At 72.1% G+C, this 15,192-nt stretch carries 17 protein-coding genes; 8 read left to right on the plus strand and 9 right to left on the minus strand.

Annotated elements, in window-relative coordinates:
• The first annotated feature begins 95 nt into the window (after positions 1–95).
• Together P1P75_RS31375 and P1P75_RS31380 are read left to right on the plus strand one after the other, a co-directional pair.
• The gene (locus P1P75_RS31375) at positions 96–419 is read left to right on the plus strand and encodes an SCO5918 family protein (protein ID WP_319261909.1); all 324 of its coding nucleotides are present in this window, start codon (positions 96–98) and stop codon (positions 417–419) included.
• Between the two features lie 137 nt (positions 420–556).
• Positions 557–1,105: a tellurite resistance TerB family protein gene (locus P1P75_RS31380; protein ID WP_319261912.1), complete on the plus strand. Its 549-nt coding sequence runs from the start codon at positions 557–559 to the stop codon at positions 1,103–1,105.
• Between the two features lie 17 nt (positions 1,106–1,122).
• Here P1P75_RS31380 and P1P75_RS31385 read toward each other — a convergent pair whose 3' ends face one another.
• Both P1P75_RS31385 and P1P75_RS31390 read right to left on the minus strand, forming a co-directional pair.
• On the minus strand, positions 1,123–2,358 hold the full coding sequence (locus P1P75_RS31385; RefSeq protein WP_319261914.1) for a sensor histidine kinase: 1,236 nt from the start codon (positions 2,356–2,358) through the stop codon (positions 1,123–1,125).
• Between the two features lie 127 nt (positions 2,359–2,485).
• Positions 2,486–4,711 (minus strand): MMPL family transporter, encoded by a 2,226-nt coding sequence (locus P1P75_RS31390; RefSeq protein ID WP_319261917.1) that lies wholly within the window; start codon positions 4,709–4,711, stop codon positions 2,486–2,488.
• A gap of 532 nt (positions 4,712–5,243) precedes the next feature.
• On the opposite strand from P1P75_RS31390, the gene P1P75_RS31395 reads away from it, so the two are divergent.
• The 3 genes from P1P75_RS31395 (at position 5,244) to P1P75_RS31405 (ending at position 7,900) form a co-directional block, all read left to right on the plus strand.
• Positions 5,244–5,447, plus strand: coding sequence for a cold-shock protein (locus P1P75_RS31395; RefSeq protein WP_319261919.1), 204 nt, complete (start codon positions 5,244–5,246; stop codon positions 5,445–5,447).
• 232 nt (positions 5,448–5,679) lie between these two features.
• Positions 5,680–7,230: a DEAD/DEAH box helicase gene (locus P1P75_RS31400; RefSeq protein ID WP_319261921.1), complete on the plus strand. Its 1,551-nt coding sequence runs from the start codon at positions 5,680–5,682 to the stop codon at positions 7,228–7,230.
• Positions 7,231–7,498: 268 nt separating this feature from the next.
• Positions 7,499–7,900 (plus strand): MerR family transcriptional regulator, encoded by a 402-nt coding sequence (locus tag P1P75_RS31405; protein WP_319261924.1) that lies wholly within the window; start codon positions 7,499–7,501, stop codon positions 7,898–7,900.
• On the opposite strand, the gene P1P75_RS31410 is transcribed toward P1P75_RS31405, so the two are convergent.
• From P1P75_RS31410 to P1P75_RS31420, 3 genes are all read right to left on the minus strand, one after another.
• Positions 7,785–8,612, minus strand: a complete 828-nt coding sequence (locus P1P75_RS31410) for a ferritin-like domain-containing protein (protein ID WP_319261926.1) — start codon at positions 8,610–8,612, stop codon at positions 7,785–7,787. The genes P1P75_RS31405 and P1P75_RS31410 overlap by 116 nt on opposite strands.
• On the minus strand, positions 8,609–9,409 hold the full coding sequence (locus tag P1P75_RS31415) for a leucine-rich repeat domain-containing protein (RefSeq protein WP_319261929.1): 801 nt from the start codon (positions 9,407–9,409) through the stop codon (positions 8,609–8,611). Before P1P75_RS31415 ends, P1P75_RS31410 begins: the two co-directional genes overlap by 4 nt.
• Positions 9,410–9,485: 76 nt before the next feature.
• On the minus strand, positions 9,486–11,033 hold the full coding sequence (locus P1P75_RS31420) for an alpha/beta hydrolase (RefSeq protein WP_319261931.1): 1,548 nt from the start codon (positions 11,031–11,033) through the stop codon (positions 9,486–9,488).
• Positions 11,034–11,210: 177 nt separating this feature from the next.
• Here P1P75_RS31420 and P1P75_RS31425 point away from each other — a divergent pair, with 177 nt between their 5' ends.
• Both P1P75_RS31425 and P1P75_RS31430 read left to right on the plus strand, forming a co-directional pair.
• Positions 11,211–11,600: an antibiotic biosynthesis monooxygenase gene (locus P1P75_RS31425; protein WP_319261934.1), complete on the plus strand. Its 390-nt coding sequence runs from the start codon at positions 11,211–11,213 to the stop codon at positions 11,598–11,600.
• 11 nt (positions 11,601–11,611) lie between these two features.
• Complete coding sequence (locus P1P75_RS31430) at positions 11,612–11,992, plus strand: hypothetical protein (RefSeq protein ID WP_319261937.1); 381 nt, start codon at positions 11,612–11,614, stop codon at positions 11,990–11,992.
• Positions 11,993–12,028: 36 nt separating this feature from the next.
• Here the strand turns inward: P1P75_RS31430 and P1P75_RS31435 are convergent, their stop codons facing one another.
• The gene (locus P1P75_RS31435; protein WP_319261940.1) at positions 12,029–12,844 is read right to left on the minus strand and encodes a HEAT repeat domain-containing protein; all 816 of its coding nucleotides are present in this window, start codon (positions 12,842–12,844) and stop codon (positions 12,029–12,031) included.
• Positions 12,823–13,041 (minus strand): hypothetical protein, encoded by a 219-nt coding sequence (locus P1P75_RS31440; RefSeq protein ID WP_319261942.1) that lies wholly within the window; start codon positions 13,039–13,041, stop codon positions 12,823–12,825. Before P1P75_RS31440 ends, P1P75_RS31435 begins: the two co-directional genes overlap by 22 nt.
• Positions 13,042–13,276: 235 nt before the next feature.
• Here P1P75_RS31440 and P1P75_RS31445 point away from each other — a divergent pair, with 235 nt between their 5' ends.
• Positions 13,277–13,678, plus strand: a complete 402-nt coding sequence (locus tag P1P75_RS31445) for a luciferase family protein (RefSeq protein WP_319261945.1) — start codon at positions 13,277–13,279, stop codon at positions 13,676–13,678.
• A 218-nt stretch (positions 13,679–13,896) separates the two neighbouring features.
• Here the strand turns inward: P1P75_RS31445 and P1P75_RS31450 are convergent, their stop codons facing one another.
• Positions 13,897–14,235 (minus strand): hypothetical protein, encoded by a 339-nt coding sequence (locus P1P75_RS31450; protein ID WP_319261948.1) that lies wholly within the window; start codon positions 14,233–14,235, stop codon positions 13,897–13,899.
• A gap of 219 nt (positions 14,236–14,454) precedes the next feature.
• A complete protein-coding gene (locus tag P1P75_RS31455) occupies positions 14,455–15,066 on the minus strand; it encodes a hemolysin III family protein (protein ID WP_319261951.1) in 612 nt (203 codons plus the stop codon).
• Positions 15,067–15,192 lie beyond the last annotated feature (126 nt).

Genomic DNA, 15,192 nt, shown 5'->3' on the forward strand with positions numbered 1-15,192 from the left:
GTGGTTCCCCGCATTCCCCGTATCCCTCGTAGTCCCCGCCTTCCCTGCTTCCCGTCTCCCCGGGTCAGTCCCTTCTCTTCGCTCTGTGAGGCAACATGCGCTGTGTCATCGCCCGGTACCCGTTCGACCTGACCAAGAGCGGGGTCCTGGCCTCGATGGCGGGCGTCACGCCCGAGCTGATCACCGGCGAGTCCGTCACCATCGGCCGCCGCCGCTACCCGGTCAAGCAGGTCGGCGAGGTCGTCACCCGGCAGGACCGCCGTGACTTCAGCAGCGGCGAGGTCGTGCGGGCCATGCGCCGCCTCGGCTTCACCTGCCACGGCCTGCCCGAGGAGGCCGCGCCCGTGAGCGCCGGCACCCTCAGCCCCATGCAGTCCGCGTCGGAGATGCTCGGCGGCCCCGACCCGCGAGACGTGTAGAAGCGAGCGAACGACATCACCCTGCCCGCGCTGTGCCGTGCCGTGGAACTTCACCGGTCCGGCGGCCGTTGGCAGGGTGACGCGTGTTACATGCGCGTCGGACCGGAACGACAGGGCTGAAGCCGAGGATGGCGCGCGTGGCGATGTGGGATCGGATCAAGGACCAGGCCAAGGGCCTCCAGCAGGCACAGGGAGCACGGGGCACCGGCGGCCACGGGCAGCCGGCCTCAAGAGGGTCGGGCGCTTCGCGCGCCCAGCTGGTGAGCACGCTCAAGACCCAGCTCACCTCCCTCAAGACAGAGTTGAAGAGCGGGGCGTACCGCGACGCGAGCATGGCCATGTGCGCGCTGGTCGCCGCCGCCGACGGGAACGTCGACCCGACCGAGCGCCAGCACGTGGAATCGCTCATCGTGAACAACGACGTCCTGCAGAACTTCCCGTCCGAGCAACTGCGCCAGCGCTTCAACAAGCACGTCGACCGGCTGGCGTTCGACTTCCCCCAGGGCAAGGCCGAGGTTCTCCAGGAGATCGCCAAGGCCGCGAAGAAGCCGACGGAGGCCAGAGCCGTCATCCAGACCGGCTTCGTCATCGCGGGCGCGGACGGATACGTCGCACCGGCCGAGGAGCAGGTCCTGCGCGAGGCCTGCTCGGTACTGGGCCTGTCGGCACAGGAGTTCGGCCTCTAGGGAGACCGGACGCACGGTCAGGCTTCGGGGATCAGCGGCAGGGCCGTCGTGACCTCGAAGCCGCCCTCCGGGCGTGGACCCAGTCGGAGTTCGCCGCCGATGGAGTGGGCGCGTTCACGCATGCCCAGGACGCCGAAGCCGCGGCCCGGCGCGGTCGCGGGCGGCGGGGCGCTCGCCGGACCGTCGTCGCTGACCGTGATCACCAGCCGGGACCCGGAGTACACCAGCCGGACCCGCGCGAACTGACTGCCCGCGTGCTTGGTCACGTTGGTGAGCGCCTCCTGCACGATCCGGAACGCGGTCAGGTCCGCCCCCGGCGACAGCGGCCGGGGCTCCCCGTCGGTGGTGACCGTGACCGTGAGCCCCGCCGACTCGCACGACGCGACCAGCTCGGGCAGGCGGGCCAGGCCCGGCGCCGGTTCCAGCGGATCGGCGGCCGGGTCGTCGTTCTGGCGCAGCAGCCCCAGTGTGGCCTTCAGCTCGCGCAGCGCGGAGGACGTGGTGCCGGTCAGGTCGGTGAGGATCTTCTTCGTCTGCTCCGGACGGGTCAGCACCAGGTGCGCGGCGGTGCCCGCCTGGGCGTTGGCCAGCGCCAGATGATGGGCGACGACGTCGTGCAGCTCACGGGCGATGCGCATGCGCTCCTCCGTGACGCGCAGCCTGGCCTCCTCCTCCCTCGTGCGTTCGGCGTGCTCGGCACGGGCCTGCACCGCGTGGAGGTAGGCGCGCCGCAGCCGGGTCATGTTGCCGGCGGCGAGCGGCAGCATCAGCCAGAAGAACGGGCCGATGGTCCTGAGCAGCAGCGAGAGTTCGTCCATGCTGTCGGAGAACACGGCCGCGGCCGTCACCGCCACGGTCGTGGCGACGCCGAAGGCGCGGGTCGTCTTCGGATCGGTGAGCATGGCCAGCCAGTAGAGCGCCGCCATGATCGGGGCCAGCAGCAACGGGGTGACCAGATACCCGAGTCCGACCGCGATCACCGTGCAGACCGCGGTGACGACGACGGCGGTCCGCGGGTGGCTGCGGTAGCGCAGCAGGGCGAGGCAGGAGACACCCATGAGGGCGGTGCCGGAACCCCCGTGGTCGGGCGGGGAGACGCCGGGCATGGTGAGGGAACTGCCGAGGCTCACACAGCCCATCAGCGAGAGGACCACCGCCAGGTCGATGAGCCGGGGGTGGCGGTCCGCGTACTTGCCGACGCGGCCCGAGTACCTCTCCAGGCGGTCCTGGTAGCGCTCAAGACTGCTGCTCATCGGGCATCGGCCCTCCGGTCGGTGGTGCTGTGTTCATCGTGACCTCCGCCGCCGTCGACGGGCGAGGGGACCGTCCGTGGCGTTCACCACGGACGGTCCCGTCGGGGGAAGCGGGGTGGGGCCACCCTCAGGTGCGCGCCGGCTCCAGACCGGCCGGGTCCGGCTCACGGGCCGGGTCAGGGTCGCCCTCCTGCTCGGGCCGCCGGCTGAGCGCCTCGCCCTCGACGTCGACGCAGGGCAGGATCCGGTCCAGCCACTTCGGCAGCCACCAGGCCTTGTCGCCGAGCAGGGCGAGCACGGCGGGCACGATCGCCATCCGGACCACGAAGGCGTCGAAGAGAACGGCTCCGGCCAGCCCGAACCCGATCATCTTGATCATGGAGTCCTTCTCGCCGATGAACCCGGCGAAGACGGCGATCATGATCAGCGCGGCGGCCACGACCACCCGGGCGCTGTGCCGGAAGCCGGAGGTGACCGCCTGGCCGGGCCGCTCGCCGTGGACGTACGCCTCGCGCATCCGGGAGACGAGGAAGACCTCGTAGTCCATGGCCAGGCCGAACACGATGCCCACCAGGAAGATCGGCATCAGGCTCATGATCGGGCCGGTCTGCTCCACGCCGAGGACGCCGGCACCGTGGCCATGCTGGAAGACCACGACGACCGCGCCGAGGGAGGCCAGCACCGACAGCAGGAAGCCGAAGGCCGCCTTCAGCGGGACGAGCAGGGACCGGAACACCACCATCAGCAGCAGGATCGCCAGACCGACCACGACGATCAGGTACGGGACCAGCGCGGCCTGCACCTTGTCGGAGATGTCGATGTTCAGCGCCGTACTGCCGGTGACCTCGAAGGTCGCGCCGGTCTCGGTCTCCACGCCGGGACGCATCCCCCGGATGGTCTTGACGAGGTCCTTGGTCCGCTCGTCGGTCGGCGCGGTGGACGGTACGACCGAGAAGACGGCGGTGTCACCAACCTCGTTGAAGCGGGCCGGGGAGACGGACACGACGCCCTCGGTGCCGCCGATCCGGTCGGCGACGGTCTGCGTGGCCGCCTTCGGGTCGGCGTCGCCCTTGGCGTCGACGACGACGGTCAGGGGCCCGTTGAAGCCCGGTCCGAAGCCGTCGGCCATCGCGTCGTAGGCCCGGCGCTGGGTGGTCGAGGTGGCCTTCGCCTCGTCGCCCGGCATGCCCAGTTGCAGATCGGCCACCGGCAGCGCGAGGGCACCCAGGCCCACCACGCCGAGCAGCAGCACCGGCAGCGGGCGGCGCAGCACGAACCGCGCCCAGCGGGTGCCGCCGTTGTCCGCGCCGCCGTCGTCGACACGGCCGCTCCTGCGGGCCTTGCGCGCCAGCACGGCGTTCGGCCAGAAACCGAGGAACGCCGGCACCAGTGTCAGCGCGATCAGAACGCCGACGACGACCGCGCCCGCCGCGGCCAGGCCCATCTTGGTGAGCATCGGGATGCCGACGACGGCGAGCCCGGCCAGGGCGATGACGACGGTGAGGCCCGCGAAGACGACCGCGGACCCGGCCGTACCGGCCGCGAGACCGGCCGCCTCCTGCGGCGTACGGCCGCGCCCGCGTTCCTCCCGGTAGCGGGAGACGACGAACAGGGCGTAGTCGATGCCGACCGCCAGGCCGAGCATCATCGCCAGGGTGCCGGTCGTCGTGGACAGGCCGAGAGCCTCGGAGAGCGCCATGATCGTGGCCATGCTGACGCCGACGCCGATGAGCGCGGTCAGCAGGGGCAGACCGGCCGCGGCCAGCGAACCGAAGGTGACGAGCAGGACGACCGCGGCGATCGAGACGCCGATGACCTCGGCGATCCCGCCCGGCCCGCCGGCCTCCTCCAGGGCGTCCCCGCCGGCCTCGACGGTCAGTCCGGCGGCACGGGCCTCCTCGACCGCCCGGTCCAGGCGGGCCGTGCTGTCGTCGGTCAGTTCGTTCGCGGTGACCTTGTAGGTGACGGTCGCGTACGCCGTCGTGCCGTCCTCGCTGACCGCCTGTGCCGCGAACGGGTCGGCGGCGCTCGCGACCTGTGGTCCGTCGGCCAGGTCGGCCACGGCGTCCTCGACGGCCCGCCGGTTGTCGGCCGCGGTCACCTTCTCGCCGCCCGGCGCGACGAACACGACCCGCGCGGTCGCGCCGTCCGCCGAGGCGCCGGGGAAGCGCTCCTCCATCAGGTCGAAGGCCTTCTGGGACTCGATGCCCGGCATCGAGAACTGCTCGTCGGCGGCGCCGGGGGCCTTGACGGCGCCCAGCCCGACGGCGGCGAGGACCGCCGCCCAGACAAGGGCGACGTACCAGCGCCGCCGGAAGGCCAGGCGGCCCACGCGATAGAGGAAAGTTGCCACGACTGGGGTCTCCGCATCTGGTGCCGACTGTCGGCCCAGACTCGCCGCCCGGCCTCCTGCCTGTCGTCGTGCGTCTGCCGACAATCGCCCCTACTCAGAACGCAGTACGTAAGGGGTACGGACTCCACCGGCGGGACTACGGGGTCCACGGATCGGACGCATGTTCACCGTGAATGTGTCCTTCGTCGCAGTGGGAGGCGGTACGGGCATGCGACGGAGCCGTTCCGGGAGGTGGCCGTGGCAGCCGTCGTGGGAGGTCACAGGGCTGTGGTCGCTGGTGCCCACAGGAATGCGGGAGTGCCTGTGGAGCAATATCTGTGGTCGCCAGATGAGAAATTGGCGCAGCCTCCGACGAGTATTCCCGCAGGCGTCTCACCAGGCAAAATGGTCGCGCGCACTCGGCCGAACGCACCGTGCTACTGTCGTCATCAGTTGCAGTTGTGGTTGCCAGAAGGTTTTTCCGTCGGGGTGATCATCACGGCGACCGGAGGCACACAGGGTGACTCCGAACCGTCCCTCGAAGGAGAATAAAATGGCCAGTGGCACCGTGAAGTGGTTCAACGCCGAAAAGGGTTTCGGCTTCATTGAGCAGGACGGCGGCGGTCCCGACGTCTTCGCTCACTACTCGAACATCGCGACCCAGGGCTTCCGTGAGCTTCAGGAAGGCCAGAAGGTCACCTTCGACATCGCGCAGGGCCAGAAGGGCCCGACGGCGGAGAACATCGTTCCCGCCTGACCCTGCCTGACGCGTAACGTCGCAGCCGGGGCCCGCACCGTGGGGTGCGGGCCCCGGCTCGCCGCTTTTCCGGGCGCCGCGCGGGATGACCTGATTTCCCGCAGGACGGTGTCATGTTTCCCGTCCACCTGTTTCGGCCCCACCCCCTCCGGCTCGTTCTCGCAATTCTCCGCGCCTTTCATGTGCTCCGGGAATTCCTTGATACGCGCCCGCATCAAGGAAGGTCCCCCGCATGAACCGTGCACGTTCCAGCGCCCGCTCCTACGGCCGCTCCGGAGGCGGCGCCCCGCAGCGCTCCTCCGCCGGCCGCTCCTCCGCGCCCCGTCGTCCGCAGGGCGGCTCCGGCCGCCGGCCGATGGCGCAGCAGGGCGAGTTCGCGCTGCCGGAGACGATCACGCCGCCGCTGCCCGCCGTCGAGTCGTTCGGCGACCTGGGCCTGCCCGCGCCGCTGTCGGCCGCGCTGGCCAGTGAGGGCATGAGCGTCCCGTTCCCCATCCAGGGCGCGACCCTGCCGAACTCCCTGGCAGGCCGTGACGTCCTGGGCCGTGGCCGCACCGGCTCCGGCAAGACCCTCGCCTTCGGCCTCGCCGTCCTGGCCCGCACGGCGGGCCTGCGCGCCGAGCCGCGTCAGCCGCTCGCGCTGGTCCTCGTACCGACCCGCGAGCTGGCCCAGCAGGTCACCGACGCGCTGACGCCGTACGCCCGCTCCGTGCGGCTGCGGCTGGCCACCGTCGTCGGCGGCATGTCGATCGGCCGCCAGGCGAGCGCCCTGCGGGGCGGCGCCGAAGTCGTCGTCGCCACGCCGGGACGGCTGAAGGACCTCATCGACCGGGGCGACTGCCGCCTCGACGACGTCGCCATCACCGTCCTCGACGAGGCCGACCAGATGGCCGACATGGGCTTCATGCCGCAGGTCACCGCGCTGCTCGACCAGGTGAAGCCGGACGGGCAGCGGATGCTGTTCTCGGCCACCCTCGACCGCAACGTCGACCGGCTGGTCCGCCGCTACCTCTCCGACCCGGTCGTCCACTCCGTCGACCCGTCGGCCGGTGCGGTCACCACGATGGAGCACCACGTCCTGCACGTCCACGACACGGACAAGCAGCGCACAACCACCGAGATCGCGGCCCGCGAGGGCCGCGTGATCATGTTCCTGGACACCAAGCACGCGGTGGACCGGCTGACCAAGCACCTGCTGAACAACGGCGTGCGCGCCGCGGCGCTGCACGGTGGCAAGTCCCAGCCGCAGCGCACCCGGACGCTGGACCAGTTCAAGACGGGCCATGTGACCGTGCTCGTCGCGACCAACGTGGCCGCGCGCGGCATCCACGTCGACAGCCTCGACCTGGTCGTCAACGTGGATCCGCCGACTGACCCGAAGGACTACCTGCACCGCGGCGGCCGTACGGCCCGTGCGGGCGAGTCCGGCAGTGTCGTCACCCTCGTGACGCCGGACCAGCGTCGCGCCATGAGCCGTCTGACGGCCATGGCCGGGGTGACCGCGACGGTGACCTCGGTCCGCTCGGGCGAGGAGGAGCTGACCCGTATCACCGGTGCTCAGGCCCCGTCCGGCATCCCCGTCGTGATCACCGCGCCGGTCGTCGAGCGCCCCAGGCGCTCCGCGTCCTCGGGTGGCTCGTCCTCCCGTGGCCGTCGCGGCCGCGGTGGCGGCGGCGGTGGCGAGCGCGGCCAGGGCGGCGGCGAGCGCGGCCGGTCCGCCGGTGACGCGTCGTCCTCGCGTGGCCGTGGCCAGCGTCGGTCCGCCTTCGGTTCGGCGGCCTAGCAAGACCGGATGGACCACGCCTGCGGGCGTGTGCGGGTAGGGCCGGGAAACCGCCTCCCACCTGCGAAGAAGGGCCTCGTCGACAGCTGTCGGCGGGGCCCTTGCGCATGCCCGGCCAGCGGTGGCCGGAGGCGGGAGTGCGCCAGGCTGGGTACCCGTAAGGGCGGACCGGCACGGCGGGACGACCGGTGGACGGTGTTGAATCTCCTCTGGGGCCCAGGAGCCGGAGTGCGGCGGGGTCCCTTTACGCGGCGATCAACGAGGTGACATGACAGCAGACAACCCGCTCAGCGGTCGTCTGGACGACGACGACTACCCGGCGTACTCGATGGGCCGGGCGGCCGAGATGCTCGGCACCACGCCCGGCTTCCTCCGGGCCATCGGGGAGGCACGTCTGATCAGCCCGCTCCGGTCGGAGGGCGGCCACCGCCGGTACTCGCGCTACCAGCTGAGGATCGCCGCCCGCGCCCGCGAGCTGGTCGACAAGGGCACCCCGATCGATGCCGCGTGCCGCATCGTGATCCTCGAGGACCAGCTGGAGGAGGCCCGGCGGATCAACGCCGAGTACCGCCGTGCGGCGAGCGACGAGCCGAGTCCGTCTTCGCATTCCCCTTCCCGCTCACATTCGAACGTGCATTCGGGGTCTGGTTCGGGCCGGCGCTCCGGCTGACGGGTGCGAGCACCGCGGAAACCACCTCGCCCGAGGAGGCCATGACGTCGGCGACGAAGCGCCGGCGTCCGAGGCCGAGCCGGCGCAGTCCCGGGCCGTGGTCGGCGGCGACGACCAGGGACACCGCGAGCAGGAGCAGCCGCCAGGACGCCATCACGGGGCGCCGGGCCGGGCGGGGCAGCTCGGCGAGCGAGGCGTGCAGCCGTTCGCAGTGGAAGGGGACGTGGCGCTGTTCGTCGGCGAGGATCCGGCCGGCGACGTCCGAGGTCAGCGCGTCGTCGCTGCCGTCGCGCAGGGCGCGGTAGTACCGCAGTGCCACCACCTCCGCGATCATCAGCACGAGCAGCTCCAGGCGCAGCCCCATGAGCCGCCGCAGCCGTACGAAGACGGTGTCGGACCAGTGGCCCGACAGGGTCGGCCTGCCGCCCGCGGCGAGCAGGAGGGCGAGGAGGCGGGCGTGGTTCTGCTCCTCGGCGACGAACAGCCGGACCGCCTGCGCGTAGTCAGGGTCGGCGGCCCGGTCGGCCTTGGCGACGAGGTTGGCGCCGTCGCCGTCCTCGCCTACCTGGAAGCGCTGGATGCCGGACCACACCGCCGGGTGCAGGGTCGCACCGCGCTCCCAGTCCGGCTCGCCCCGGGCGTGCCGGCGCTCCCGCTCGTCCTCGAACCGCCGGGTCCACCGCGCGAAGCCGTCGCGGCCGGGGCCGGTCACCGACGCTCCGCCGGCTGGACGACCTCGGGGCCGCCACGGTGCGGGGTGGCGACGTAGCCGTCGGGCGGGGTGGGCAGGGCCTCGACGCAGCCGCGCGAGCAGGCGTTGACGAGGAGGGGGAGCACGTCGGTGGCGACGCGCAGGGAGATCCACACCTGCTGGAGCCGGGGCAGGTCCACCGGCCCGGCGCACACGCTGCACGCGGTGATGGCCGACGCGCCCCACGCCCCCGGGTACAGCTCGCCCGGACGGCCGTCCGATGGCGGTGGCGCGAGCCGGGGGAACGGCGGCCGGTACGTGAAGTTGCCGTACAGCGCGCGCGTGCTGACCGTGCTGCGGGTCAGGGCGGGACAGCGGGTCACCTCGTACGGCATCCAGTGCAGTCGGTACGAGGTGTACGGGTCGAATTCCGCCAGGCTCTCCATGGCGCCGATCTCCGGCGGGAGGCGGACGAGGTTGCTGCCGTAGAGCACCAGGTGCCGGACCGCGCGGAGCCGGGCGATGGACGCGGGCAGGGTGATGATCTGCCGGCGTTCCTCCGGGGGGAGTCCGGTCAGCGGGGAGAAGACCTCTCGGCCGTCGGCGGCGGCCTCGTCGACGAGTTCGAGGAGGTGCAGCCAGCCCGGCGCGGAGGTGTCCTGGCGGTCCGCGTGGAAGTGGACGTCGGGGGGCGCGGCGTCGGGGCCGCGCACCAGGCACGCGCAGGAGTCGCGCGGCCGCACGGGGGTGTCGCCGCCCCGGCCGCCCGCGGCAGCCCACCGGTTCGAGAAGAGTCGCGGTTCCCCACCCTGTTCCATGGGGTCAACCTAACGTCAGCGCTCGTACGGGTGTGCTGGTTTCGCGGGCGGCCGGGGGTGGGGGTCCCGGGGTGGTTCAGCGGTGCCGACCCGTGCCGACGAGGGTCGGGAGCGGGTTCACCAGGTTGCCGGACTGTCGCTGGGCGGTGGGCCCGGTCGGCCAGACCGCGGGGCAGTGGGCGCCCTTGCGGGGGGTCTTGAGGGTGAGGAGGTAGGTGTCGATCGCGTCGCGGGCGCAGGGGCTCAGCCAGTAGTCGCCGTGGCCGACACCGTCGTAGGTGAGGAACGCGGCCTCGCGGCCGATCTGGCGGGCGGCGTTGGAGCCCCAGGAGTACGGGGTGGCCACGTCGTAGCGGCTGTTGGTGACGAGGATCCGCGGGGTGCCGTCGACGTCGAGCCGGTGCGGCGGGTTGGTGACCTCGGTCGGCCAGTTCTGGCAGCCGGTCAGGTCGCTCCAGGCGAGCGAGCTGAGGCGGGTGACGGGGGCGACGCGGGCGAGGGCGCGCTCGTAGCGGGCGAGGGTGGCGTAGGAGGGCACGTCGAAGTCGTAGTCCTGGCACGTCACCGGCAGGTACGCGAACTCGGTGGGCTCGCCGCGCTCCCGCAGCGACCGGGCCGCGGCGGGGTCGGAGGCGTCCAGGGCGGCCAGGTCCGCCGCGAAGACGAACCAGTCGGCCGGGTCGTACATGCTGCCGAAGGCGACGGACTGGATGTCCTGCGGGGTGACCGTGTACGGCGGGTCGCCCGGCAGGACCAGTTCACCGGCTGCGGCGCGGTCCAGCAGCGAGCCGAACAGGGCGCGGGCGTCCCGGCCGTGCAGCGCGCAGGACGGCGTACGGGCGCACCAGTTCGCGAACTGGCCGTAGGACTCCTCGATCGCGACCGTCTCGGTCTTCTGGTAGGACCAGCGGTCCAGGCTGTGGTCCATGTTGGAGTCGAGGGTCATGGCGCGGACGCGGTGCGGGTAGCGCTCGGCGTACTGCTGGCCGATGCCGGTGCCGTACGAGACGCCGTAGTAGCTGATCCGGCGCTCGCCGAGCGCGGCGCGGATGGCGTCCATGTCGCGGACGACGCTCGCGGTGTCCATGTGGTCGACGAGCGGGCCGGTCAGGTCTCGGCAGCTCTCGCCGAGGGCGCGGTTCGCGGCCCGCAGGGCGGTGAAGGAGGCCGCGCTGTCGGGGTAGAGGAGGGCGCTCTGGTCGGCCACCCGGTCGCTGTCGCACTTCACCGGGTTGCTGAGACCTACGCCGCGCGGGTCGAAGCCGACGATGTCGAACCGTTCCAGCAGTGCGGGCGAGAAGGAGTCGGGCGCGCTGAAGGCGAAGCCGACGCCGGAACCGCCCGGACCGCCCGGGTTGATCAGCAGCGAGCCGATCCGGCGGGCCGGGTCGGTGGCGCGGTGGCGGGCGAGCGCCAGGTCGAGGGTGGCGCCGCGGGGGCGCTTCCAGTCCACCGGGACCTGGACCGTCGCGCACTCGAAGGTGCCCTCGCCGGAGGGGGACGCGCAGGGCTCCCAGACCGCGCCTGCGGTGGCAGGGGCCGGGGGCTGTGGCGCGGCGGTGGCCGTTCCGGCGAGTAACTGGCCGAACAGGGTGGCGACGAGCGCGGTGACGGCCAGTCTCACGAATGGGGCGTGCAGCGGCACGGACGGTCCCTCCCGAATCAGGGTGCACAGATGGATCACAGCTTGGTTCGAACACCGTTACGCCGCAAGGAAAATGATGACGAATCAGATATTTGGCCGATCATCCCGACGCGTGGCCGGTGGGCGTCCTTCCCGCGGACGGCGGACAATGGGCGCATGAGCATCGTCAAGATCAATGTGCTGACCGTTCCCGAGGAACAGCGCGAGACGCTGGAGAAGCGGTTCGCCGCGCGGGCGGGTGCCGTCGAGAACTCGGACGGGTTCGAGTGGTTCGAACTGCTGCGCCCGGTGGAGGGCACCGACACGTATCTCGTCTACACGCGCTGGCGCAGCGAGGAGGACTTCCAGAACTGGATGTCCGGGCAGGGACAGGCCGCCCACCGCGGCGGGGGAGGCGGCGGTGCCGAGGGCGGCCGCGGTACCGGGGACGGCGACGCCACCGAGGGCGGCGAACGGCCGAAACCGGCCGCTTCGGGCGCCACGCTGTGGTCCTTCGAGGTGGTCCAGCAGGCCGCCCCCGGGCGGAGCGGACCCGCCACCGAGTAGGCTCCTCACTCATGGCGCACGCTGATGACCTGCTCGCCGACATCGCCGCAAGGGTCGAGTCTGAGCACAACAGTCGGATGTCCCTCACCGTGGTGATCCCCGGAGCCGTGATCACAGGCCGGCTGGCACCGGAGACGCTGTGGAAGCAGCGGGTGGCGGAGGTTCTCGAGGCCTCCGATCAACTCGCGGTTTTCTCCTCGGTGTTCACCCGGCCGGACGGCACCGGCAGGCCCCCCGAGCCACGGGCGGACCGGCCCACCCACCTGCACTTCCACGTCGCACGGATCCTTCAGGGAAACTTCGGCATCCCCGACACCGGTGGCATGTACCGGGTCGCCCTGGAGGACGTGAGCGCGTGGACGATCGGGGACATCGGGTATTCGGACCACTGAGGGCGCCGTGGTGACGCGGCTGGGGACAGCCCTGCCCTAGTCGTCGTCCGGGTCGTCCTCCCGGATCGCCGCCACCGCCTCGCGTACGTCGTCGTCCGGATCGTCCGCGAGGGCGTCCAGGAGGGCGGCGACCCCCGGTGTACGCCAGCCCGCGACCGCCCACACCAGCGCCTCCCGTACGGAGGGGTCGGGGTGGGCGGCCAGCGGGACCAGGCGGGGCAGCGGGCCCCTGCGGCGCGTCCCGAACCAGTGCAGGGTCTCGCGCAGGGCGGCCGGGTCACCGGGGTCCCCGGCCTCGCTGATCCTCGCGAGCAGCGTCCGCACCGGGGGCGGCGGCCCGTCCAGGGGGTGCGGCAGCCGCTCGCGCAGGCGCCGGGCGCCGTATCCGCCGCGTATCCGGCAGCCGTGACAGGTGCAGGGGCGGGTGCCGTGCGCGTCGGGGAGATACCGCCAGCCCGCCACCTGGGGTGCGCTGCGGATCCGGTGCACCTCGCGGGGACGGATCGCGCGCGGCACGAAGACCTCCCAGCCGCGCGGGTCGTCGAGCGCCGCGATCCGCCGTACGGCCTCCGCGGCGACGACGCTCTCCTGCCTGCCCCGTCGCCGGTCCGGATACCGCCCGACCAGGACCTCCTGGGTGTCGTCCAGCCGGACGTGCACGGCGACGAGCCCGCCCCGGCTGCCGAAGCGGGCGAGCTCCCGCAGCCACTGATGGGTGAGCGTGTGCGAGGCGAGCACCGGGAAGCAGAACACGCCGCGGGCGCCGCCCTGCCCCTCGCTCGCCGCGCGGATTCCGGAGCGGCGGATGCGGGGGGCGTGGGCGGCGGACGTCAGGTGCACGAACATGGCCATGGACGGGGATCGTAGGCGGGTGGAGCGGCGTAGAGGGTGTCCTGGACGGGGACGTACTTGGCCGGGGCGGGCAGCGTGAGGGCGGTCGCCTCGGCGGTGGCGGTCGGGTCGGCCGCGCCGGTCGGGTCGGCCGCGTTCTGTGTGTGGGCGGTCGCGGGGAGGGTGAGGGCGACGGCGGGGACGGTGGCGAGGGACACGAGGAACGCGGGACGGCGGGCGGTGGAACGGCCGGAAGGGGAAGGGCGGTACGAGGAACGGTCGGCCCCATATCGTGCGTGCGCGCGTTCGAATTCCGTGCGCACGTTGATTTCACAGCGCAGGCGGTGACGGAAACGTCACAGGCGACGCACAGCCCGCGATCATGACCTCACGCCCCGGTTACGTTTGGCTCAACCCCTGGTAGCCGGGCGGTGTGCGAGCCACCATGGCCCCATGACTCTGGCCGAGCGCGCCATGGAGCGACTGGAAGTCTGGCCCGACCTCAGTACGGGACAGGCCAGTTGCGGCGCAGGACGGGCGTTGCGCTCCGCCCACAGCGAGATCCTCCACTTCCACTCCGACCGGGACGTGGACCTGCATCTGACCGTCCCCGCCATCCTCAGGATCCACTCCGACCTGATGGAGTCGACGGCGGTGCGCGTGGTGCCCGGCTCGCGCTGGGTCACCGTCCACCTCGACTGCGACACGGACGTGGACCTGCTGATGAGCCTGGTCAGTGTCGCCCTCAAGGCCCACCTGTCCCAGGGCCCGGTCACGGCCCCGGCACCGTCCCCCCACGCTTGCAACCTGCACCGCGTCACGCTGGTCCCACGGGACGAGCCGGACGACCGCTGACGGGGGCTGACGACCGCTGACGGGGGCGGCGCGGGGCCGACGGGTGCGGGGTGCGGGTCGCCGCGTCGCGGGGTGCGGGTGATCAGGCGAACGGTTCCGACTGGCGGCGGACCGCCCTGAGATCGGCTCCCTGCTCGTCCGGGGAGTCATCGTCATCACCACTCGGACTGTCCGTCACCGTGCTCCGGCGGGCGGACAGCGATTTCGCCGCTGAGGGGCTACGCGGCGGACATGAGGAGCGCATACGGCAGCAGGGCCGCGGGGAGGGTCAGGAGGCGGTGGGTGAGCGGGTGGCCCGCTCTCAGGGGTTTCACCACGTCGAACAGGACGACCAGGCTCACCACCACCAGCGCCGAGGCGACCAGGCCGAACAGGGCGAAGCCGCTGCTCTCGATCTGGTCGTACGTGCACTGGTCCAGGTCGGGGCGGCCCAGGTCGTCGTACGAGCAGTGACCGTACTCGGCGTACCAGCGGGCGCACGCCACGAGGGCCGCCGTCGGTATGCCGATCAGCAGGTTCACCGACAGTGAGGTGAGGAGACGGCGAGCCTGGTTCACCGCGCGGCCACGTTTCCCCCAGCGGTTGTTCGGTGAAGGCCGACGACTCGAGGTGGCGTGAGCGCCTGAGCCCGGCTGGGGCATGTCGCCGTCCAGGATACGGAGGTGCCTCGGCTCGGACACCGGACACCGGACACCCGGACATCAGACATCGGACACTGGATACCGGACATCGGGCCTCGGCCCGGAGCGTTGGGCCTCGGCCCGGAACCGGCGCGGTCAGGTGGCTGCCAGGAGGATGGCCGTGTAGTGCGCGGTGAAGGCGGCGATGGTCAGGGCGTGGAAGACCTCGTGGAAGCCGAACCAGGCTGGTGACGGGTCGGGCCGCTTGAGTCCGTAGACGACGGCGCCCGCGGTGTAGAGCAGGCCGCCCGCGATGACGAGTACGACGACGGCGGTGCCGCCGGCGCGTGCGAAGTCGGGCAGGTTGAAGACGGCCACCCAGCCGAGCGCGATGTAGCACGGGGTGTACAGCCATCGGGGAGCCCCGATCCACAGGATGCGGAAGGCCATGCCGGCCAGGGCGCCCGCCCATACGGCGGTCAGCAGCACCAGTTGTTTGTCCGCGGGCAGCAGCAGGACCGCCAGCGGGGTGTAGGTGCCGGCGATGATCAGGAAGATGTTCGCGTGGTCCATCCGCCGCAGGACCGCCTCCCCGCGCGGGCCCCACGTTCCGCGGTGGTAGACCGCGCTGGTACCGAACAGGAGACAGGCCGACACGGCGTACACCGCGCAGGCCACCACTGCCGCGGCGGAGCGGGAGACGGCGATGAGGACGATGCCTCCGGCCAGCGCGAGCGGGAACACACCGGCGTGCAGCCAGCCGCGCATCCTCGGCTTCAGCACCGCCGCCGCGCGCTCCACCCCGCTCTCCTGGCCGGTGGGTGCGTCGGGCGCGGTGGGTGCGTCGGCCGCCGGGGCACGGCGGCCGACGTACCCACCGCGCCCGACGCACCC

Source organism: Streptomyces sp. ID05-39B (genome assembly GCF_033794725.1).
In the GTDB taxonomy this organism is placed as follows: Bacteria; Actinomycetota; Actinomycetes; order Streptomycetales; family Streptomycetaceae; genus Streptomyces; species Streptomyces bobili.